This is a genomic window from Massilia sp. CT11-137 (assembly GCF_047302885.1).
Lineage (GTDB): Bacteria > Pseudomonadota > Gammaproteobacteria > Burkholderiales > Burkholderiaceae_D > Telluria > Telluria orientalis.
On the sequence record NZ_JBKYMP010000001.1, the window covers coordinates 3231579 to 3254062 of the forward strand.

Annotated in this window: 15 protein-coding genes; 12 read left to right on the forward strand and 3 right to left on the reverse strand. The window is 55.2% G+C overall.

The genetic code is table 11. The features are described 5' to 3' along the window. The first annotated feature begins 59 nt into the window (after positions 1–59). The 10 genes from ACEN98_RS14685 (at position 60) to ACEN98_RS14730 (ending at position 12763) form a co-directional block, all read left to right on the forward strand. Positions 60–2426: an efflux RND transporter permease subunit gene (locus tag ACEN98_RS14685; protein ID WP_413385519.1), complete on the forward strand. Its 2367-nt coding sequence runs from the start codon at positions 60–62 to the stop codon at positions 2424–2426. A gap of 18 nt (positions 2427–2444) precedes the next feature. After that, complete coding sequence (locus ACEN98_RS14690; RefSeq protein WP_413385522.1) at positions 2445–3419, forward strand: WD40/YVTN/BNR-like repeat-containing protein; 975 nt, start codon at positions 2445–2447, stop codon at positions 3417–3419. Positions 3420–4264: 845 nt separating this feature from the next. Beyond that, complete coding sequence (locus tag ACEN98_RS14695) at positions 4265–4633, forward strand: c-type cytochrome (RefSeq protein ID WP_413385993.1); 369 nt, start codon at positions 4265–4267, stop codon at positions 4631–4633. Then, a complete protein-coding gene (locus ACEN98_RS14700) occupies positions 4630–6129 on the forward strand; it encodes an FAD-dependent oxidoreductase (protein ID WP_413385524.1) in 1500 nt (499 codons plus the stop codon). The genes ACEN98_RS14695 and ACEN98_RS14700 overlap by 4 nt, the downstream gene beginning before the upstream one ends. 531 nt (positions 6130–6660) lie before the next feature. Then, a complete protein-coding gene (locus tag ACEN98_RS14705; protein WP_413385527.1) occupies positions 6661–8343 on the forward strand; it encodes a methyl-accepting chemotaxis protein in 1683 nt (560 codons plus the stop codon). 112 nt (positions 8344–8455) lie between these two features. Next, the gene (locus ACEN98_RS14710) at positions 8456–9469 is read left to right on the forward strand and encodes an XdhC family protein (RefSeq protein ID WP_413385529.1); all 1014 of its coding nucleotides are present in this window, start codon (positions 8456–8458) and stop codon (positions 9467–9469) included. 446 nt (positions 9470–9915) lie between these two features. After that, positions 9916–10137, forward strand: a complete 222-nt coding sequence (locus tag ACEN98_RS14715) for a hypothetical protein (protein ID WP_413385491.1) — start codon at positions 9916–9918, stop codon at positions 10135–10137. Positions 10138–10140: 3 nt separating this feature from the next. Next, positions 10141–11058, forward strand: coding sequence for an alpha/beta fold hydrolase (locus tag ACEN98_RS14720; protein ID WP_413385494.1), 918 nt, complete (start codon positions 10141–10143; stop codon positions 11056–11058). A gap of 113 nt (positions 11059–11171) precedes the next feature. Further along, a complete protein-coding gene (locus ACEN98_RS14725; RefSeq protein WP_413385496.1) occupies positions 11172–11927 on the forward strand; it encodes an Asp/Glu racemase in 756 nt (251 codons plus the stop codon). Positions 11928–11938: 11 nt separating this feature from the next. After that, positions 11939–12763, forward strand: coding sequence for an alpha/beta fold hydrolase (locus ACEN98_RS14730; protein WP_413385499.1), 825 nt, complete (start codon positions 11939–11941; stop codon positions 12761–12763). A gap of 630 nt (positions 12764–13393) precedes the next feature. On the opposite strand, the gene ACEN98_RS14735 is transcribed toward ACEN98_RS14730, so the two are convergent. From ACEN98_RS14735 to ACEN98_RS14745, 3 genes are all read right to left on the reverse strand, one after another. Next, complete coding sequence (locus tag ACEN98_RS14735) at positions 13394–14287, reverse strand: phytanoyl-CoA dioxygenase family protein (protein ID WP_413385531.1); 894 nt, start codon at positions 14285–14287, stop codon at positions 13394–13396. A gap of 901 nt (positions 14288–15188) precedes the next feature. Continuing rightward, positions 15189–16817: an electron transfer flavoprotein-ubiquinone oxidoreductase gene (locus ACEN98_RS14740; RefSeq protein WP_413385533.1), complete on the reverse strand. Its 1629-nt coding sequence runs from the start codon at positions 16815–16817 to the stop codon at positions 15189–15191. 1134 nt (positions 16818–17951) lie between these two features. Then, positions 17952–19127 (reverse strand): FAD-dependent oxidoreductase, encoded by a 1176-nt coding sequence (locus ACEN98_RS14745; RefSeq protein ID WP_413385536.1) that lies wholly within the window; start codon positions 19125–19127, stop codon positions 17952–17954. A 781-nt stretch (positions 19128–19908) separates the two neighbouring features. Between ACEN98_RS14745 and ACEN98_RS14750 the strand changes: the two genes are divergently transcribed. Continuing rightward, entirely contained in the window at positions 19909–21948 is a 2040-nt protein-coding gene (locus ACEN98_RS14750) for an FAD-dependent oxidoreductase (protein ID WP_413385512.1), read from the forward strand. Between the two features lie 190 nt (positions 21949–22138). Continuing rightward, positions 22139–22267: a hypothetical protein gene (locus tag ACEN98_RS14755; protein ID WP_413385537.1), complete on the forward strand. Its 129-nt coding sequence runs from the start codon at positions 22139–22141 to the stop codon at positions 22265–22267. The last annotated feature ends 217 nt before the right edge of the window (positions 22268–22484 follow it).

Genomic DNA, 22484 nt, shown 5'->3' on the forward strand with positions numbered 1-22484 from the left:
CTGCGTTTCCGAGTACACACGTAGCCGCATCAACGGCGCCACTGGAAGTATTCAACATCATGAATTTGAAACCACTAATTACACGCCTGGAAGCGTTTCTTTTCCGCTATCGCGGCCTGGCCCTTGCCTTACTGTTCGTGTTCACCGCCATTATGGCCGTTTTTGCGAGTCGACTTCACATGGAGGCCGGATTCGAAAAGCAGATCCCTATCGGCCACGATTATGTTGCGACCTTCCAGAAATACAGGCAGGATCTTCCGAATGCCAACCGTCTGACAGTAGTGGTCAAGGCACGCAAAGGCACTATCTGGACCAAGGAAGCTCTTACCCGACTTTATGAGGTAACGCAGGCGGTTACGTTTCTGCCCAATGTCGACCGCCTTGGAGTCAAATCGTTGTGGACGCCAAATAGTTTTGTCAACGAAATTACTGAAGACGGTTTCCGTGCCGAGCCAATTATCCCAGGCACGATCACCGTCGACGCGCTTACGCCAAAGATTATAAATAGCATCCAGACTTCGACTAGTCAGGCGGGATACATTGGCATGTTGGTATCTCGCGATCAGACCGCGGCCATGGTAACCGCTGAGTTAAATGAAGTCGGTGCGGACGGTCGAAAGATTGACTACATTTCATACAACAAATTAATCGAGTCTCGTATTCGACAAAAGTTTGAAGACAAAGATTTTGAAATTGAAATTATCGGTTTCGCTAAACAGATTGGCGATATTGCCGAGGGTGGTAAAAGCGTGATCCGCTTCTTTGGTTTGGCACTTCTGCTGACCTTAGGGGCCGTGTATTGGTACTGTCACTCGTGGCGTTTCACCGTTTTGCCAGTCGCATGCTCGCTGACCTCCCTCATTTGGCAGTTCGGTACGCTGAATTTGATGGGATATGGACTTGACCCGCTGGCTGTTCTTGTGCCTTTCCTCGTTTTTGCAATTGGTGTTTCGCACGGTGTTCAACAAATTAATTTCATCGTGCGAGGCTTAGGCCAAGGAAAGACGACAATGCAGGCGGCACGCGCAAGTTTTACTGGTCTTCTTATTCCAGGCGTTCTAGCCCTAACGACGGCCCTCATCTCTTTCATCACACTTTTGCTAATCCCGATTCCAATGATTCGGGAGTTGGCAATTACGGCGTCGCTTGGCGTTGGTTACAAGATACTTACGAATTTAGTAATGCTCCCTCTGGCTGCGTCATACTGCAATTTTACGGACGAGTATGCCAAGAAGGCCATGCGCAAGCGCGAGGCCCGAACGCGTATTATCCGCACTATTGCGGTAGTCGCCGAATGGCGTAATGCTGTAGTAATCACTTGCGCAGCGGTTTTAGTACTAGCGGTGACCGCGTGGTCAAGCCGTGACCGAGTCATTGGCACGGTCGAGCCAGGAGCACCGGAGCTCCGCTCGGACGCCCGTTTCAATCAGGATGCAGTTGCCATCTCGTCCAGTTTCAATATGGGCCTCGACTGGCTTACGGTCGTCGTAGCAGCTCCGCCTGATTCATGTGAAAACGTTAATGTCGGTCTGTATGCCGATGAGTTCGGTGCCGCCATGCGAAGCGTTCCAGGTATTGTTGCAGTCGATTCGTTTGCCGGACAGTTGCGTACCTATAATCAGGGCTACAACGAGGGCTACCCAAAAATGCATGTGGTTCCGATTGATTCGTCGAACTATTCGGCAATGGCGACCGAAATCGGCCGAGGTAGAGGATATAACAGTAAAGACTGTTCTATGACTGCCGTGCATCTGTATCTTTCGGATCATAAGGCTGTAACCATCGATCGCGTCCTAGACGCGGTGCACCAGTTTATGGCGAACAGAGCGGCACCTTCGGGCGTTCGCCTTCGTTTGGCCGCCGGTAACGCCGGTGTCTTGGCGGCGACTAACCAGGAACTCGAACATAGCGAATTGCCCATGATGTTATATGTCTATGCTGCCATTATTCTTCTTGTTCTCATTGTGTATCGCGATTTTCGAGCTGCACTTGCCTGCTGTTTTCCGCTGACCGTTGGCACTTTCATCGGTTACTGGTTTATGAAAAAGTTTGAAATTGGACTTACCGTCGCAACCCTTCCGGTAATGGTTTTGGCAGTAGGCATTGGCGTCGACTACGCTCTATATATCTATAATCGTCTTCAGATGCATTTGGCCGATGGTGATTCCATGCGCGTCGCGATGTCGAGGGCTTTGGAATTCGAAGGTATTGCAACCATCTTTACAGCCTTGACGCTCGCGCTCGGAGTCGGTACCTGGGTTTTTTCTGACCTGAAATTTCAAGCTGATATGGGAAAACTTCTCGCTTTCATGTTTCTTGTAAATCTTCTGATGGCTTTTACCGCTTTACCTGCTTTGGCCGTAGTTTTGGAACGAGTCTTTCCGCGTAAATCGGCGGCTTATTCCCCTTCGATCTTGTCTCATTGATTCTTGAAAGTCTCGGATATGAAATCGTTTCAGGCAGCAATGTCGTCAATCTTACTTTTGACTGCGTCAGTTTTGGCGAATGCACAGGCGGCTGCGCCTAGCGCAGTCGTCGTGCACCCGGCAAATCAATCGCGGAATTTATTGAATACCGAGTATCTCGCCGCGGCTCAAGCCGGGAGAAGAATTGTTGCCGTTGGTGAACATGGGACCGTTGCACTATCGGACGACAGTGGGAAAACATGGCATCAAGCCCACTCGGTTCCGACGTCTGCAGAGCTTACCGATGTATATTTCGTTGATGCGAACAATGGATGGGCGGTTGGCCATTGGGGAACGATACTCAAGACCACGGACGGGGGCAATAACTGGACGTCTCTGCGCAGCGATACTCAAGTTGACCAGCCGTTGTTCTCTGTCCGCTTCTTAAATTCAAATGACGGGTTCGCCGTTGGGTTGTGGTCCCTGATGCTGAAAACCAATGACGGCGGCGCGACATGGAATACGGTGCACCTTCCGGTGCCGGAAGGTGCAAAGCGCGCCGACCGGAATTTGTTCAGTATTTTTTCAGCCTCGGGTGAGCCATTATTCATTACTGCGGAACGTGGACTGATCTACCGATCGAACGATAACGGCACTACCTGGGATCCAATTGCAAGCGGATATTCTGGTAGTTTATGGTGTGGAACGGTATTGGCAAACGGTACAATTCTCGTTGGTGGTCTGCGCGGGAGCGTTTATCGTAGTCTCGATAAAGGTGCTACGTGGAGCCGCATCGATTCTGGCACTACGAGCTCGATTACAAGCTTAGTGCAGCTGCCTAACCATGTTGTCATCGGTACAGCGCTTGATGGAATTGTCATCACTAGTGAGGACGGTGGGTCGACGTTTAAAATGAGACAGGATAAGGATCGGCAAGCATATACTTCTGCAGTCAGCCTAAAAAACGGCCGACAGCTTTTAGTTGGGTCGCATGGTCTTCAAGTTTTCAATTAGCATCAATTTCCATTGAGTGTAAGGCATTCTAATTTTCTTTCAACTGGCCGCAGAATTTCTGGATAGACGTTTAATGGATATCTGGTTGGTTCAGGCCTACGTTCGAAAGTAAGTTGGCTTGTGGTCGGAGTTTTTGGGGCAGGAAGGGATTGTGCGAAGCCAACTTTGATGTGGTAATAACGTGCTGCGCGTGAAACTTTCCTCGCTTTTGGATCCCGGTTTCAGGGGGGCTGGACGGTTTTCGCCGGCAATGTCCGATTAGAACGTCAAATCATCTATCGGGCATTTTCCTCCTTAGCTCTAAACTACATCAGTTGGAACAAGCGGATGCGCAGCGTCGTGCTTCGTTTGCCGCTTGTGTTCGCCAATATCGTGGAACGCGATGAGTATTCGGGCAAAGCCGCGGCACGCAGACGTTCATCTGAACACCGAGAGATTTACATCCGCGCAAATGCGCGCGTGCATCGATCCCGCTAGGGTTGCGAAGAATGTGCAAGTGCGAATTCCTGGAAGCTAAGCGACGAAGCTCGCTGTCCCAAGGTACGCTTTTGATCTTCTGTTTGGCCGCCTTTCACCTCCAGTGCACTCGTCGTCGCCGCTAGGATACGTGTATTCGTCTATGGAAACGTATGTTCAATGTATGCGGATTCAGATGCGAAGAGTGTTCCGTGGTGGCGGGAGCCGGAGCGCTGACTTGGCGCGAATCGAAATCGCCAACGCGATACTCGGCGGGCAGGCCACGCCCGATGGACGACACCAATCGCCCGAAAAATGTGCCTAACTGTTGAAAGATTGAGAGGTTTATAAAAATGCGTGTTTTCAAGTTTGGTTTCTGGACATCGCTGATGCTCACGGCTTCGCTAGCGAGTGCTGTAGAGTGCGCGTCGCCGGACGCGTGTGGCGTAGAGCGGGGCCGGAAGATCTTCATGACGTGTGCAGCATGTCATTCCATTGATCCCAAGGGCAGTTTTACTGTCGGCCCTAACCTGCGATCTGTTCTCAATCGCCCGATCGGTAAAGCGGCAGGTTTTCACTACAGCGCAGCGTTACAGAAGGCGAGAGGTAACTGGACGCCAGCGGCATTGGATGCCTTCTTGACAGCACCGTCGGAAGCACATCCTGGAACAAGCATGGCTTTTGCTGGACTAAAAAAGCCTGATGACAGAGCAGCGGTGATCAGCTACCTCAAGCAGCTTGCGGAGAACAAAGAATGACTAAAGATACATTAAAACCCGGATTTAAAGGTCGCCGCTTGTTTCTCGGAGCCGCGGCGGCACTTCCAGCCACAAGCGTTCTTGGTGCAAAGCAGCCACAGGGTGCAGCCGGGAGCGGTCCACTAGCCACGAGCGTTCTCGATGCCAAACATTCACAGCAGGACCCTCAGCGTGGCAAGCATAGGTTCGATGCGGATGTAATCGTGATTGGCGCCGGGTTTGCCGGCGTTACCGCTGCGCGCGAGCTTGGCGTCGAAGGCCATAAGGTCATCTTGCTCGAGGCTAGTACTAGACTCGGAGGTCGCACGTACAGCGGGCGATTTGCCGGACAGGACGTTGAATTTGGGGGGGCTTGGGTACATTGGGCCGAACCGCATATTTGGGCGGAGGTCCAGCGCTATGGTCATGGCGTCGAAGAAGAACAGATCGCAAATGTCGATCGTGCGCTCGTGATGCTGTCGGATGGGAGAGTTAAGCAGGTCACGACTGAAGAACTTGCGGCCTATGACCGAAGTGGCATGGACAAGTTTTGCGCAGGCGCGAGGGAGTTGTTTCCGCGACCATATGAACCGATGGCCAATCCGAAAGTGCGAGAGCTTGAAAACATCTCCGCAGCCGAGCACATAGCGACACTTGGCCTGAATGAAATTCAGACGGCCATGTTGAACGCAGAGATGACGCTTTACGGTGCGGGTTCCACCAAAGAGTATAGCTATATGGCTTTCGTTAAATGCTTCTCTTGTATGAGTTGGGATTATTACACATTCAACGACGCGGATCGCCGCTACCGTATTGGCAAGGGCGGAACTCTCGGTCTCTTGAAGTCGATGATCAAGCACAGCAAGGCTGAGGTAAGGTTTTCATCCGCAGTCAACCAGGTTCGTCAAGAACGCGATCATGTGATCGTCACGACCGAAGACGGACGCAAAGTTACGGCACGCGCAGTCGTGGTCACGGTGCCGACTAATACATACAAACGTATCCAATTCATTCCTGAGCTGGCGGCGGCAAAACGTAAGTACATTGACCAAGGAGAAATGGGAGATGGCGCCAAGGTCTTTGTACAGCTCGAAAAAAATCACGGCAACACGTTTGCCTTCTGCGACGACCCTAATCCGCTCACGGTGGTGCAGACAATCGCCAACAACGACGAGATCGGGACGATTCTATCGTTGACCCCTGGCCGCCGCAAACTTATCGACATCAATGATGCCGATGAGGTAGAAAAGCAGGTCCAACGCCTTTTCCCGAAAGCCAAGCTAACTGGCTTGTCCGGATATGACTGGCCGAACGACCCCTATGCCAAACAAGGGTGGGGATCGTACCGCGTCGGGCAGATGAGTCTTGCTCAGGAAATGGCCGTGCCGGATGGGCGTGTATTCCTTGCAGGTGCATCGACTGCTGGTGGCCTCAACGAATACATTGACGGAGCCGTCGAGAGTGGGTTGCGCGCAGGCCGTCAAGTACGAGAAATGTTTGGGCGGTCGTCGAGCTGATAAACGTATAGGATGGACTTAATGATAGGCGGGCCGTCAGAACTTGCTATGTCTGGCTGCCCGTTTGCGGGTAACAGTTTTCTGACATTTACCGCTGATCAATCCCTTGCTCCGCTAGAAAACACGTGTACGGCAGACCCGATCCAAACACTGATGGCCTGACCGAAAAAGAAAGTGTAGATTTTTCGTATCGTGGTGCGATCAAACATTTTTATTCGCAAGCTAATACTTGAAAATATACACGTGTCAGCAACGCGATCAGTGAAACATTGAAAGCTATTACGGCTATCTTAGTGTTGGAACTTGACCGCGGCCGATTCGCACGGCAGTGAAAGTCTAAGATTAGCACCATCATGCTTTCAGAAAATGCCACCCCTTAAACTTCGAGCACCGCTGGCTATAAACCATTCGTCCGGCCGCAGGGACTGTATAGCACATACCAGTTCAATAACCCGGCTCACTAAGTAGGCGGTGCCGAGGCCGGAGCGACTAACCTCATTAATAACGACTAGATGCAGTCGGGAGAACGAAATGCGAATAGCAGATTTACGCATTGGGACACGTCTATGGCTTGGTTTTTCCTTGGTTACGCTGATGATCATGGCGATGGCCGTCTTCGCAATCAGTCGAGTAGAGCGACTCGAGCGGCATATCGAAGAGATCGTCGATGAGGACTATGCCCAAATTAAATTGCTCGGTGAGATGCGGCAAGCTGTCATGTACATGGCTATCGTGACACGAAACATGGCACTCGACAGTAGTGATGAGCAGCTGTCGTCGGGTGTCAACAGACTCCATGACGCGCAAAAACGATATGCCAAAAATGTTGGGGTGCTGAAGAAGCACCTTGCCAAAGCAGGGGTTGCTGACCTTGCACGAGTGATCGACGATGACGAGGCGAGGGCTCGGCCTATCATCGAAAAGGCGGCCCAATACGCGGACGAAAAGCGCCTGGACGAAGTCATCGCTGTGTTGATCAACGAAGCACAACCGGCGCAGGAACGGTGGTTGCACTCGATCGAGGCGTTGATTGAACGTCAAGAAGCCGCTACCAAATTGGCGACTACGGATGCCGTGAATGTGTATCACCAAGCGCGCGTCTGGATCGTATTAAGTGCTTGCGTCGCCGCGCTGGCCTCGGCCGCGACAGGTTACTTTACGACACGCGGAATTACTCGACCGCTGCGCGAAGCGGTTCAGGTTGCACGTAATGTCGCGGCAGGCGATTTGAGTTCGAAGATTGTCGTGCAGCGCCGAGACGAGACTGGCGAACTCATGACGGCCCTGCTGACCATGAACGATAACCTGCAGCGTTTGGTCGGCGAGGTGCGCGGCGAGGCCGACGCCATGAGGTCTGCGTCTGTTGGAATGGTCGATGGCAATCATACGTTGGCGGTAAGAACCGAAGAACAGGCCCAGTCGCTCAAGGAAACGTGGTTACTGATGAATCAACTGACGCAGGCGGTGTCATCAAATGCGTCGAGCGCGGCCAGGGCGAGCGAACTGGTAATTTCAGCCGCTTCCTTTGCCGGTATCGGTGGTACTGCGGTCAAGGATGTCGTCGAAACAATGAATGCTATTAGTGCATCTGCAAACAAAGTTGGTGACATTATCGGGGTAATTAACAGTATCGCATTTCAAACGAATATTCTGGCACTGAACGCAGCCGTCGAGGCCGCGCGGGCGGGTGAGAGCGGACGCGGATTTGCTGTAGTGGCGGCAGAGGTTCGTGCGCTCGCGCAGCGCGTGGCAGACTCTGCCACCGAAATCAAGGTCTTGATCGACAACAGCGTAAGCAAGGTCGCGACGGGTGGAACGCTGGTAGATCAAGCCGGTGTCACAATTACGGATCTCATCGTAAGCATTCAGCAAGTAGAAGATATCGTACAGGAAGTTAAGCGCGCCAATCAAAAACAGGAACAGGACATCGTCCAGGTAAATCAGGCTCTGGAGGGTATCGCACTGAGTACGAACCGAAATGCATCGTATGCCGAGGACGCGGAGAACGCGGCGCAAGCTCTCCTCGCGCGAGCGGACGCGCTGAACCGACTAGTGAGCAAATTCGTATTGCCAAAGGCGGATTCTTTGCGAGGTACTGAATTACCTGCGATAAGTTGTGGGCGTGTAAGTGCATCCGAGCCGAGCAACCTCGATAACATCGACACTCTGGTCTCGGCCGTTCAAGTATCTTCCGAACAAGGGCCAGTAAGTTAGCCAATTCAGAATGCCACAATTATATCGATGAGAGATGTCGCTTGTCTATCAGGCATGCAACGTCCCTGGGATACTGAGAAAGCCTTTGCCAGACATCGTCATCAGAATTGACATGGACTCTATCGACCTTGAAGTGCTCAATGCTTGCTCCAAGTGGCTGTGTCACGGATGGCGTTGTGAATATATAACTGTAGTGCAAACATGGGGTTCCAGTCCCCGACCAGTTGGGGCGACAATGGCGATCCGGGCGGATGGCACCGTAGTCGGCTCTGTTTCCGGAGGATGTATTGAAGACGATCTCGTAGCAGCAGTGCGCGAACGCGGCATTGCACGAATGACACCGGAAGTCCTCACCTATGGAATTTCGGCTGACGAGGCGCACAGGTTCGGTTTGCCTTGCGGCGGAACGATTCAACTTGTGGTCGAACCGCTCGCAGATCACAGTCGCATACACGAATTGACCGGTTTGGTAAGCGAGCGCACCCTGACGAAACGTATTCTCGATCTGGTGACGGGAACGGTGGAGTTGGCCAAAGGCAGCGCTGATGAGCGGCTGTGCATGGCTGATGGGAAACTACTTACCGTCCACGGACCGCATTTGCGTTTGCTCATCATCGGCGCCGGCCAGTTATCCCAATTTCTTGCACAAATTGCGGTTGGTCTCGAATATCAGGTGACGGTGTGCGATCCACGTGACGAATATCATGCCGGTTGGACTTTAGAAGGCGTCGAGCTCGTGCATGCTATGCCAGATGACGTCGTGCTGGAAATGAATCTGGATCGACGCGCTGCGGTTGTAGCTTTGACGCACGACCCCAAATTGGATGACCTGGCGCTGATGGAAGCATTGCGAACAGAAGCATTCTACGTAGGGGCGATCGGTTCCCGCGCTAACAACGCTAGGCGGCGCGAACGCTTACGGTGCTTTGATCTGAGCGAAGAGCAGATTGCCAACTTGCACGCCCCGATTGGCTTATACATTGGTAGCAAGACGCCTTACGAAATCGCTATTTCGATTCTTGCCGAGTTGACTGCCGTGAAGAACAATGTAGCGTTGCCGTGGCAACTGAGCGTCGAGCAGGGCAAGACTTTGGACCAGGACCGCGCGCAATCAGCCCTAGACTAGCAGCCTGCATTCTCGGCGATAAAACCGCCCTTGTTTTCACAAAACTTACCGATCCTGACACCTGGTATTGCCGCGATCATAGCCTTGAGGGGGCTGCACCACATCCATCTGACAGCGTTCGCGGTCATCCTGATTCTGCATTCAGCGCCAGTTCGACGTCATGTCCTTGACGCGGTTATCGCGCCTTCTACGATTTTCCTCAAGAGAGTGCGCCCGTCGCGATGACGGTCGCGGCGGCGCCGTGTTTGGCCTGAAAACACCTTTGGTTTTTTTGCCTGGAAACCTACGATGGGTTGGCTTCGCGCGAAATGGTGGTGTGACGCGCAACCGGTTCAAGTCGACATTTGTTCCGCGTATCGGACGGAACGACGACCACGATACGCAGGAGGCGTGGCAACTGCGGCACAGTCAGCCATTCCGCGCTGACGCGAGAGTGATGGTACGCCGTGGCGGCGATGACCGGCAACGTCGAACAATTGGGGAAGCAGGAGCTGGAGATAGCGCAACGGGGTGTGTCATGCCTTTCCGAAAATGCACGGCACTGCCACTTGCTGCTGGGGCAACGGCGCGTCAAATGGGTTCGCGTGACACGTGCGGTTGCCCATGATCGGTACGAAAAGCGTGAACGTCTGCTGTTCGGTGAATACATATTTATTGCCTTCGATTAAACCATGGGAACTTATGAAATTGCCGATTTCGGCGGATGTTTTCTGACCACGCCGCGGCATAACAGCGAAGGATGTACCCTGCCAGGCACGTCGGCCTACGTCGAATGGTTCTTGCCCAGCCGGCGAAAGGACGTATCGGTCACGTTCGTGCATGGTGGGGGAGGACAGGGGTCGGAATTTCTACGTACACCGGACAACCGTCCCGGATGGGTACACGCATTTCTGAAGGCGGGCTATCCGGTCTATGTGCTGGATCGCCCTGGTCATGGTCGAAGCAACTGGGACAGCGCCGTTCTCGGGCCGGCCACGCCGGCACCTGATTACGAAACGCTGATCCCACGTTTTGTCGACGTGGCACGGTGCCATCTGTGGCCCGAGGCCGTTTTGCATTCGCAGTGGCCGGCAACGCCGGCCGGCAATGACGACCGCTTCATGGCCAGCCAGGGACCGATGGCGACGCGCCTGGTGTCGAGTCAGAGACATGTCGAGGACATTGCGCCAGCGCTGTTCGAATTGACGGGGGATACGGTTCTTTTGACTCACTCGGCAGGCGGACCATGTGGTTGGGCCCTGAGCGCGTGCGGCGGGCCGCGTGTGCGAGGCATCATTGCTGTCGAGCCGCTTGGCGCCCCCGGCATGGAGCATTCGTTGGGACGGTTCGAGAACGGCCTTTGCGCGGCGGATTTTGGCGGTGCTTACGATCCTTACGGTCCTCCGATTGCGATGTTGACCGGGGAGGCGACATGGATGCGCGCGACAAATTTCAGCGCCGCCGAATTTCTTCGCAAGCGTAACCCCAGCTTCACCCACTTCGATCTGCCTGCCCATGGGATCCGGGGAAACGGGCACATGATGATGTCCGAACTAAACAGCGATTTGATCGCGCAGTTAATGCTCGATTGGCTGGAAACGACACTTTAAAACCTCGACGTCGACCGCAGGCGCATGAGGGCATTGCGTGAGTCATCGCTGGCTTGCGCGAAGCCTTGCATGAGCGACCCTGTCGACGTTTCACACCTACTGGAGCTGTAGTTATGACGAAGAAATTCAGAATCGGGCAGATCGTTCCGAGTTCGAACACGACAATGGAAACCGAAATTCCGGCGATGCTGGCGGCGCGCCAGTTGATCCGGCCGGACGAGCGGTTCACTTTTCACTCAAGCCGCATGCGCATGAAGAAGGTTGTCAAGGAAGAGCTTGCGGCGATGGATGCCGAGTCGGATCGCTGCGCGGTCGAATTATCGGACGCTCGCGTGGATGTGCTCGGCTATGCCTGTCTCGTTGCGATCATGGCGATGGGCCCAGGTTACCACCGTGTTTCGCAAGAACGCCTGCATGGTCGCACCGTGGAGAACGGCGGCGAGGCGCCGGTGATCACAAGCGCAGGCGCTCTGGTCGATGCCTTGAAGGTCATGAAAGCCAAGCGTATTGCTGTCGTCGCTCCTTACATGAAGCCGCTGACCGAAATGGTCGTCGAGTACATTCGCAGCGAGGGTTATGAAGTGTCCGTGTGGCGTGCGCTTGAGATCGCCGACAATCTCGAGGTCGGCCGCCACGACCCGGCCAAACTTCCCGCCATTGTCGCTGAGATGGATGTGTCGGATGTCGATGTCGTCGTGCTTTCAGCATGCGTCCAGATGCCTTCGTTGCAGGCGGTGCCGATGGTCGAGGCGATGACCGGCAAACCTGTGGTGACGGCAGCGATCGCGACGACCTATGCGATGCTGAAGGCACTGGGCATCGAGCCGGTGGTGCCTGGCGCCGGCGCGCTCCTGTCCGGTGCGTATTGAGGGACGCGGTGATGAGTTCCACCTTCCTTTACGGCGCGAACGTGCATGCGAACGGAATCCGCCAGCATTATCTGCGCTATGGCGGCAGTGACGAGCAACGCGCGCAGCGCGATGCGGTCATTATCATCCCGGGCATCACGAGTCCGGCGATAACCTGGGGTTTCGTCGGTGAGCGTTTCGGACAGCACTTCGATACTTACGTGCTCGACGTGCGCGGACGCGGCCTGTCCGAAGCTTCGGATGCGCTCGACTATAGTCTCGAGGCCCAGGCGGCCGACGTCGCCATGTTCGCCCAGGCGCTCGATCTGCGCCGTTATGCCCTGGTTGGCCATTCGATGGGCGGGAGAATCGCAGCCAGGGTCGCTCGAACCGGGCCGCCAGGCTTGACACGCGTTGTCCTGGTCGACCCTCCGGTATCCGGCCCGGGCCGTCGCTCGTACCCGTCGAAATTGCCGTGGTATATCGATTCCATACGTGAGGCGCGCTCAGGTATGGGGATCGAGGCGATGAGAGCGTATTGTCCGACCTGGACCGATGCGCAGTTGAGGTTGCGTGCCGAGTGGTTGCATACATGCGATGAGCGTGCCGTGGTCGCGAGCTTCGAGGGATTTCATACCGATGACTTCCATCAGGACCTGCGGCATGTCGCCGTACCAACGATGCTGATGGTGGCAGGACGGGGCGATGTCATCCAAGCCAACGACGTCGAGGAAATCCGTACCTTGCTGCCCACTGTTGAACTGAGCCGGGTACCCAATGCCGGCCATATGATCCCCTGGGACGACGAAAAAGGGTTTTATGCTGCGCTGGATGACTTTCTCGGCAGCCATATCTGACGCAATTCAAGCGCGCGCGGCCGATCCGATCCTCGATATATCGACGCAGCAAAACGCTGCCCTTGTCGAGGAGCTTGCCGCTGCGTCGGAATCCATGCATGAGCAGGCCGACCGACTTTGAAACGTGGTGTCTGCCTTCCCTGCAACTTGATACATTGTTGCCTTTGAGGAAATACACACGGATTTGGCGCTGCATCGGTTTCGAAGCCGTAGGTTGAGCTGAGGGGCATGCGCGCCAATGGGGTTGACTACTACGTCATCGCCCACGCCACCCTAACCGTTGAGAGCAGCGTTGTGGGTGACTACAGGCGAGCTCGAGAGAATCATAGACCGTCAGCAGCACACTATCTCAGCCGTCGGAAAGACAAGGGATCGCTACTGCATCACCAAGGGGATAGGGAAAAGGGATGACGAACAGGCACTGTGCGGCGCAGGCGACGGAATGATCTTTCGCTGCCTCATTTTCGCGCGTCCGCACAGATGCAGGCGCGCGGACCAACTTCGTGTGTGGAGATTGTCTATAATCTGTAACCATAGGGTGCTTGTGAATCGGAGCGAGATTCGTCATTGCGCGAGCAAGTCCTGCGTCGAGCAGGACAACTCGCTCGCAATGAGCCTCGTCAATTCGATTTAACGGTGCACTTGATCATCGTTCGCGCTGCAGCTATAGGCTTCAAGCCATTCCATTGGGTCACGCATGTCGACCCAGCCGCAAAACGGGCTGCACAACCGGTAACCCATCAGTTCTCGAACGCGCAAGGGGAGTTGACGTGCGCGTTCAGGCGAAACGGCAAGGTATTGATTTTCCTCCTGACGCATGTAGCCGAGCGTGTATGAGATGGCAATGGCGATTCGACGCTCATCTTCGGTAACGTTGCTGCCGCCTGCATGATACAGTCCACCAACATAAACGAGGGCAGATCCACGCGGCATCTCGATCGGAATAGCCTCTTCCAATCGCGGGATCCGCTCGTCATCCCAACGATGACTGCCGGGGATGACCATAGTGCCTCCGTTCTCGGCGGTGTAGCGCGTACCGGCGAAAAGCGCCTGCACCAGTGTCGGCGGACCAGGATGACGAGCATAGTACATACTGTCGTCTCGGTGGATTTCCTGTGCCGTTTGACCCGGCCATAGCTCGATAGCCTGTGTCACTGAAAGTTGGATTGTCGGACGCATGCGCAGCTTGTGCGTGGTCGTGCCATCCGGGTTTGCACCGGACCAGACGCCGTCATGCACCAGGAGGCGTTCGGCCGCACCGATAAATGCCGGCGCAAGCATGAGGTCAGCGGTACGATCAGAATGTTGCAGAAGTGCGTTGCAACGCCGTGTCCGATTGCCGGTAAAACCTGAGCCGAACGCTTGGCGATCAAAATGCGGCTGAAGATCAGCAATGAGCTCATCCATCACAGCGTCATCGATAAGATTGGTAATGATCACACCGCCATCACGGTCGATGCAGTCGGCTACGTCGTCGGCAGAGACGTTTCGCGGGAGAGTGCGTAGAGATGGTGACATAATCATTTTGACTCCGTAAGGTGAAATGATCACTATACGTAATTCACCTGCCGGGACGAGGTTCTAGTAGGTCATTGTTACATCGACTGGTAGCTGGTGCGGAGCGATCCAGGCAACAGCCAACGAAGTTTAAGTTTGTAATGGATGCCCCGCTAATGACCATCTCTCACCGTAGTATGCGGCGTGGTGGGATCATCCGGATAGTGAAAATATCTGTATTAATTGTTTCTGAGCGAGTCGATCCTCGTACCTTCGATCGGCTAGTGGAAGTGCCGTACAGCGCTCCGGCTAAATTGCCGGTACTTAGATTGGCGAGACTGTTCCTCCTGCCCAGGACTTTAGTCGGTTGCCCTGCAACGTATTCCGGCGGGGTTTTGCCTCGTGATATATATGACCCAAGAACGCATGACGTTCCAGCCATGGATGAGAAAATGGTCGTGGTCGGTAGCGAAGATACCTAGAGAAATCCGATTGCGCTAGACCTATGGTATCGGGCTGCTTCTTACCTGCAGCAGAATAGAGTCGCCGTGTTGGAAGTGATGGCGTCCGATAAAAATAATCGTCATAAGCAAGGCAAAAACGTACCATCGACCAGGAGAACAGCATGTCCGCAGTTGCGGATCATAATGGCCAGGAGAGCGACGACACGGTCGAATCTTTGCGGGTACTGCAGGTCTGCTGCTAGCCGGCCATTGCCCGACGTCGAGTTGTCCTACGACATTCAAAACACCATCGTTAGCATCCTAAATAAACCTCAGCGACCTATGAAATTTTCAGTATGAAACAGGGGCGTGAAATAATGCCGAGAGCACTGTTCCATGACCGAGGTAATGACCACCAAAACCTAAAAACTACAAAGTCCCATGCCGTTCCCCGGTTAGTCGATCGACCAACACTTTTCCATTGACTACATATTCGGATAACTGGGCCCGCCGCCGCCTTCCGGCGTGACCCACACGATGTTCTGCGTCGGATCCTTGATGTCGCAGGTCTTGCAGTGCACGCAGTTCTGCGCGTTGATCTGAAGGCGGTCCTTGCCTTCGTCCGTCTTCACGAATTCGTACACGCCGGCCGGGCAGTAGCGCTGTTCCGGACCCGCGAACTTGGCCAGATTGATCTCGACCGGCACGTTCGGGTTCTTGAGCGTGAGGTGCACGGGCTGGTCTTCCGCGTGGTTCGTGTTCGAGATGAACACGGACGACAGGCGGTCGAACGTCAGCTTGCCGTCCGGCTTCGGATAGGCGATGGGCTTGAAGTCGGACGCCGGGCGCAGGCATTCGTGGTCCGCGTGGTTGTGGTGCAGCGTCCACGGCGCCTTGCCCTTGAACAGGATCTGGTCGATGCCGGTCATGATCGTGCCGACGACGAGGCCCTTGCTCATCCACGGCTTGAAGTTGCGCGCGACGTGCAGTTCCTCGTGCAGCCACGACTGTTCGAACGCGACCGGATAGCTCAGCAGCTCGTCGTGCTGGCGGCCCGCGCCCAGTGCGGCGTAGGCGGCGTCGGCCGCCAGCATACCCGTCTTGATGGCGGCGTGGCTGCCCTTGATGCGGCTCGTGTTGAGGAAGCCCGCGTCGCAGCCGATCAGCGCGCCGCCCGGGAACACGGTCTTCGGCAGCGACTGCAGGCCGCCCGCCGTGATCGCGCGCGCACCATACGAGATGCGCTTGCCGCCTTCGAAGAAGTGGCGGATCGCAGGGTGCGTTTTATAACGCTGGAATTCCTCGTACGGCGACAGGTACGGGTTCTGGTACGACAAGCCGACGATGAAGCCGACGGCGACCTGGTTGTTTTCCAGGTGGTACAGGAAGGAGCCGCCATATGTGTCGTTGTCCAGCGGCCAGCCGGCCGTGTGGACCACGAGGCCCGGCTGGTGCTTGGCCGGATCGATTTCCCACAGTTCCTTGATGCCGATGCCGTAGGTCTGCGGATCCTTGCCCTTGTTCAGGTCGTATTTCGCCATTAGCTGCTTGCCGAGGTGGCCGCGCGAGCCTTCCGCGAACAGCGTGTATTTCGCGTGCAGTTCCATGCCCAGCTGGAACGCGTCGGTCGGCTGGCCGTGGCGGTTGACGCCCATGTTGCCCGTCGCGACGCCCTTCACCGAGCCGTCGTCGTTGTACAGGATTTCCGCGGCCGGGAAGCCGGGGAAGATCTCGACGCCCAGCGCTTCCGCCTGCTGGCCCAGCCAGCGCACGACGTTCGCGAGCGAGATCACGTAGTTGCCGTGGTTGGTCAGCATCTTCGGCATCATGAACGATGGCGTCTGGTAAGCCTTCGTTTCGGAGAGGAACAGCATGCGGTCTTCCGTGACGGGCGTGTTCAGCGGCGCGCCCAGCTCCTTCCAGCTCGGGAACAATTCATCAAGGGCAATCGGATCCATAATCGCCCCTGAGAGGATGTGAGCGCCGATTTCGCCGCCTTTTTCGAGTACGCAGACCGAGACGTCATGCCCTTGTTCGACGGCCATTTGCTTGAGTCGGATCGCCGCCGACAGTCCAGCCGGGCCTCCACCAACGACAACGACGTCATACTCCATCGTTTCGCGTGGTCCGTATTCTCCGTTCATCTATATTCCCTGTAATTGCCTGTCTGACTTATTCAATAAATAACTGTTGCCTGATAGCTGGCCGCGCTTGGCAGTTTCAGCGTTAACTCATGCTCTGTTTGCGCCTAATGCTTATGGGAAATAGAACTAGTCATAGCTGTGAAACTTGCTAGTCAAGTAAATATGCATAACGAAGTTCACGTTGTTGACGTCGTGAGACAGTTATCAGTTTGTATTCAAAGCTAGTTCGCCGCTCATTGGCGAACCTGCGGGCCGTGTGACGATCGGACGCGAAAACAAGTCAATATCTGCCGTCCGTGCAATCAACACTCAGCGGGGCGACTGTATTTTTTGATGGCAGTGACTAATTCGATGTCTAGCTCAGTCATATCAAAGCTGCATCGCACATTCGGCGCCGCCTCTGAGGAAGTGCACAGCGCTCACAGCCTCAGCTGCTTTAACCGGTTTGCAGTCGCGGGCCTGCGGAGTACAACGCTTGACTTTGCGACCAGGACCGCCAATATGGCAAACGAAGGCGACCAGCGTATAGCGGCGCTGCCTTTCAAACTCTGAACACAAAGCATAAAATTCTCTAAGCTGCGCAGCCATTATCTTGCTAAGGCTTCTTGTATAAAATCTACGGATATATGCCAATTGCGAGCATAACGAGTAGAGACATGCCTCGCGAACAATCCTGGCCGAGCGTGTGGCCATTCGACTAGCTAAGAAACTTATTCTCAACTGTATAGTTCTGCGGTTGCAGTCTCGCGTACTTTTCCATGCTCATTTACTACAGTTTGACTACTGCAATTATGGTTTCCGTGGTCTTCCGCTCACCGCTACGGTTATTAGCTTAAGAGCGTCTATCAAATTTGTGATGATTTAGCAGGGAGCCCGCCTAAGACGCCAAAAGGCATTTCGGACCCAGGTCTCGCAAAACTATCGGAGGTTGCGGACAGTAAGCCTGATCACGTTATCCGCTGTCAGTGCCGGAATGCGTACGTCGGACGAGTTAAACCATTCGACGTACGCTGTGGCAACGTTCATCGCACACTTCTTCAGTAAGCATGCGAAATTGGTTCGTGAAACGCCAGAGCTTTGCCCGATACGTCTTACGGAACGTAGTTAGAAGACAGTGCGCATCTGCTCATGGAACGACATGACCTGACGCATCTTGTCACGATCGGCAGCGATGGCCCGAGCCTGCGCAATCCACTCATCACGCTGCTGACCTGGAAGCATGTGGTACAGCGTACGCAAATTGTGTGTCGCGCGAGGTGATACGAGCTCGATGAATTTTTGCCGTCGATCGCGGTCGTAGAACTCAAGAATGTCTTCGCTTGCACCGTCCTGAATAACACGTCCCAAAGCTTCAACTAACGCGAAGCTGTCGAACATACCGCCTGTCAGGCCGAGTCCACCAGTAGGGTTGGTGACGTGCGCCGCATCCCCAACAAGGAAAATGCGGCCTTGGCGCATCCTGTCCGCTACTCGCTGATGCATTCGATAGGGAGAGAATGCATCAATCTGGTATTCAACACCTTCCGGCAGAAGCTTGGTCAATACTTCGGTAGCCCGCTGCTTCAGGCTTTCTACTGGCAGCTCAGGATCCTCAACGAACGTGACCCGCCAGAAGTTGTTCGGATCGATTTTGCAAATGACCGAACCAAAGACAGGATCGATTTGCATCGTAGTTTTGCTAAATGCTTGACTGTCGAGGTCGACTCGCAGGTTTGTGGCGACGTAGCGCTCTGGCCAAGTTACCCCGAAAAATTGCATTTTCAGCACATGGCGTCGGACGAAGCTGCCCGCGCCATCGGCTCCGATAAGCCAGTCGCCCTCGAGCTCTTCGTTCTCGCCTCGCGATTGCAACTGTGCCGTTACCCCACTTCCATGATCGGTGCAACCTACCAACGAGGTTTCGTATCGGATGCTGACTTTGGGGTATTTCTTAAGATGCTCAAGTACCACGCGAGAAAGCTTGTCCTGCCCTAGGTTTAGCGCGTACGGAAATTCGACGACGCCGTCAAGGCAGCTGAGATTCCAGCGAATCATTTCACCGGTCTGATAGATGCGCCAAGCGTGATCCTGTCGAAGGAACCCAGTCGCAATGCAGTCCTCAAGGATACCCAAGTCACGTAGATGCGGCAGCACCGAAAAGTGATAGACAAGAGCTCTAGGACTTTCGTTTGGCTTATCCTCGGCTTCCAGCACAGTCACTCGGTTGCCCTGCCGAGCCAGTCCCAATGCGGTGAGAAGCCCGGTCGGACCACCGCCGGCGATGATGATATGTTTGCTCAAGTTCATTCCTCGTGTGCCCATCCAGAGCGCGTCCAAGGCGGACGTGACCTGCGAGCGTTGATAGTAAATTGACCCGAACTCATGTTAAAAATCGGCGCCCTTGTCTGCGAGGTGCTTTCAGGCCAAATGCCATGACCGGACGTGCGAACGAAACACCGGCAATGTTCAAGGAGTGCTTGAGTCAGCCAAATCAATATCGATGGTGGCTCGTCCGCATGACCTGAATCGGAATCACGTGTTCCATTGGCGCAAGCTGAATCCGAACGGTAGTTTGTAAGCAGGGGCCGCCCGCATAGAAGTAGTACCGTCCTCAGAACTGAGCGAAGAGCTCAATCAAATCAGGGGCCTACAGCGGTTTCTCCGGCAAAAGGACAACAGTAGCAAAATTCTCCAGGAAACCGTCGAGGTAATAGAGTCACGAAATGGCAAGCGCACTCGTCAAAATTGCCATAGGACGACACTTGAGACGGGTCTGCGAAATCTTCGTTGCGCGCGTTCGGACGTGGCGTCCAAGCCAGCCAGGCGGACTGACGGGCAGGGTGGGCACTTGGCCGTAAGATCGATGACCTAACGTGGCTGAGGCAATACGCCAGTCGATAGCTCATGTGCCACAACTATGGATACCGTCGGGTTTGGATACTTGTACGACGCCAGCGGAAGCTCTAGGGATGAACGCGGTCAAATGGCATACGCGTCAACCATATTACGCATACCCACCACCATGGGTGCGTTGGCCACATGGCACCTCGCCTGACGCTGGGGCAGTGTCTAAAGTTTGGTCATGAACTCAAGAGACCCTCGCTACGATATCCTCTTTGAGCCGGTTCGGATCGGCCCGGTGACCTCAAAGAACCGCTTCTACCAAACCCCCCACGCTTTGGGGATCGGGCCCCACCGATACCAGGACATGGTGGCGTTTCGACAGGCGCGCGCCGAAGGAGGCTGGGGCGTCGTCTGCGTTGAGGAAACGATGATTCATCCAACCTCGGGACACGATCCGTTTCAGGGGCCACACCTGTGGTCGGACGCGGACATCACTCGTGTCGCTCCGATGGCGGAGGCGGTCCATAAATTCGGCGCTCTGGCAGGTGTCGAGCTGGCACACGTTGGCAGTTCAGGCCCCTGCTGGGAGCATCGTGGCTACCCGCTGTCGCCCACCGCAGGTCCGGTGCGCCTTCATCACAATCCGATATCCACTCGGCAGATGGATAGGCGTGACATCGCGCAATTCCGGCGTTGGTATGTCGACGCCGCATTGCGGGCCAAGAAGGCTGATTTCGATATCGTCTACGTCTACTGTGCCCACGACTTGTCGCTGCTGCAGGACTTTCTCGTCAGCCGCACGAACAAGCGCACCGATGACTATGGGGGCTCGTTCCAGAACCGGCTTCGGCTACTTCGCGAGGTGCTGTCCGACGTTAAGGATGCGGTAGGTGACCGCTGCGCGGTGGCGGTACGTTTGGCGGTGGAAGAACGTCGTTGGCAAAGCAGTCTCAACACGCGTGAAGATGGCAGGCGCGTGATCGAAGAATTGGCCGAGGTACCTGATCTCTGGGACGTGAACGTCAGCGATTGGGCTTGGGACAGCGGCAGTTCGCGTTTCTTCGAGGAAGGACAGCAGGAGCCATTCATTTCGTTTGTCAAGCAGGTGACAAGCAAGCCAGTCGTTGGCGTCGGCCGCTTCACCTCGCCCGATGCGATGGTCAGCCAGATCAAGCGCGGTATTCTTGACTTCATCGGTGCGGCGCGCCCTTCGATCGCGGATCCATTTCTGCCCAATAAAATCGATACGGGTCAACACGACGATATTCGCGAGTGCATCGGTTGCAACGTGTGCGCCGCGGAGGTCATGAACAAGACCACTATTCGCTGCACGCAGAACCCGACGGCCGGCGAAGAGGCCCGCTTGCAATGGCATCCGGAACGCGTGCCCGCCGCAGCGCACCCGACGCGAAGCGTACTGGTGGTGGGTGGTGGGCCGGCCGGTCTGCAGGCCGCACTGACGCTGGGCAAGCGCGGTTATCAGGTGTCGATTGCAGAGGCAGGCGAAAGCTGGGGCGGCCGGATTGCGCGAGAACGAAACCTGCCCCGCCTTGCCACCTGGGGCCGAGTCGTAGATCACAGGCTTGCTCTACTGCAGCGCATGCCCAATGTGGAGATGTACCTTTCCAGCCGCTTATCCGCCGACGACGTGCTGGGCATGGCGCCAGATCACGTCATTGTCGCCACCGGCTCGAGCTGGCGGCGCGATGGCACCGGCCGCAGCCATGACGAGCCAATCCCGGGCGCTCAGGCCGCACACGTGTTCACGCCGGACGACATCATGGCTGGCAAGCCGGTGACCGGGAAGATCGTGGTATACGACGATGACTATTACTACATGGCATCGGCGTTGGCCGAGAAGCTGGCGCGGGAAGGCAACCAGGTGACTTACGTCACCACCGCCAGTGATCCAGCGCCCTGGACCTTTAATACCCTGGAGCTCGGTCATGTGGTGAAGGCGTTGCTGGCCGCTGGGGTCGAAATTGTGACGGGAGCCGCTATCACCGCCGTTGAGCCGGGGAGCGTGAAGGCGCAACGAGTCCTAACCGAGCATTCGTTCGCGCTCGAAGCGGACGCCGTGGTACTCGTGACTTGCCAGACTGCGGATGAAACGCTGTACCGGGAACTACAGGAGCGGATCGGAGAAGGCGGGCCGATGTCGCTGGACCGCAGTGGCGACTGCGTCGCGCCCGCGTTCATCGCACAAGCCGTGCGCGATGGCCATCGTGCCGGAATGAGCTACGACTTGCCCGAGGACGAGGGAACGCCTACCTATTGAATGTCAAACTAAATCGACCAAGGGTGTGTAACGCGCTGTCCGCGATATCGCCCTTGGCAAGGAAAAATTAAACCGTCACGCTACGTGATAAGCCTTTCTGTTTCGCATGTAGGGCGAGCTCGACATCCCCGAAACGTCGACCGTTCCAAACTGATATCACGTCAGACGGTGGGCTTGAATTGGATGTTCCATGACCAACACGGCGCATATGAGCCGTAAGTTGGTTGCAAAGCACCAACGCCGCCTTCAAACCTTCAACGACCGCGTGATCAGAATTCATTTGGTTTGCGCTGGCGTTGCTCTGCTTTATGCCACGTGACGCTCCCGCCGTCTTCTTCGTTGAGGAGCGTCGCGACTATCACTAACCCGTCTTCATAACAGCCATGGCAGTTTACTGCTCGCGGCGCCCGGTAGCTTGGATTAATGTCTCAGGGACAATTTGGGGGCAGAAATGACGCATGCCAAGTAGTTTGACAGGTTGGTTCCCTAATTTAAGCTGGTCCACAGCGACCTTTAACCGGCTGACCAGCCCTTCA

Bases quoted from the DNA above. Each gene is read 5' to 3' on its own strand.
- ACEN98_RS14685 (WP_413385519.1), top strand. From the start codon at position 60: ATGAATTTGAAACCACTAATTACACGCCTGGAAGCGTTTCTTTTCCGC.
- ACEN98_RS14690 (WP_413385522.1), top strand. From the start codon at position 2,445: ATGAAATCGTTTCAGGCAGCAATGTCGTCAATCTTACTTTTGACTGCG.
- ACEN98_RS14695 (WP_413385993.1), top strand. From the start codon at position 4,265: ATGCTCACGGCTTCGCTAGCGAGTGCTGTAGAGTGCGCGTCGCCGGAC.
- ACEN98_RS14700 (WP_413385524.1), top strand. From the start codon at position 4,630: ATGACTAAAGATACATTAAAACCCGGATTTAAAGGTCGCCGCTTGTTT.
- ACEN98_RS14705 (WP_413385527.1), top strand. From the start codon at position 6,661: ATGCGAATAGCAGATTTACGCATTGGGACACGTCTATGGCTTGGTTTT.
- ACEN98_RS14710 (WP_413385529.1), top strand. From the start codon at position 8,456: ATGGACTCTATCGACCTTGAAGTGCTCAATGCTTGCTCCAAGTGGCTG.
- ACEN98_RS14720 (WP_413385494.1), top strand. From the start codon at position 10,141: ATGGGAACTTATGAAATTGCCGATTTCGGCGGATGTTTTCTGACCACG.
- ACEN98_RS14725 (WP_413385496.1), top strand. From the start codon at position 11,172: ATGACGAAGAAATTCAGAATCGGGCAGATCGTTCCGAGTTCGAACACG.
- ACEN98_RS14730 (WP_413385499.1), top strand. From the start codon at position 11,939: ATGAGTTCCACCTTCCTTTACGGCGCGAACGTGCATGCGAACGGAATC.
- ACEN98_RS14735 (WP_413385531.1), bottom strand. From the start codon at position 14,287: ATGATTATGTCACCATCTCTACGCACTCTCCCGCGAAACGTCTCTGCC.
- ACEN98_RS14740 (WP_413385533.1), bottom strand. From the start codon at position 16,817: ATGGAGTATGACGTCGTTGTCGTTGGTGGAGGCCCGGCTGGACTGTCG.
- ACEN98_RS14750 (WP_413385512.1), top strand. From the start codon at position 19,909: ATGAACTCAAGAGACCCTCGCTACGATATCCTCTTTGAGCCGGTTCGG.
- ACEN98_RS14755 (WP_413385537.1), top strand. From the start codon at position 22,139: ATGACCAACACGGCGCATATGAGCCGTAAGTTGGTTGCAAAGCACCAA.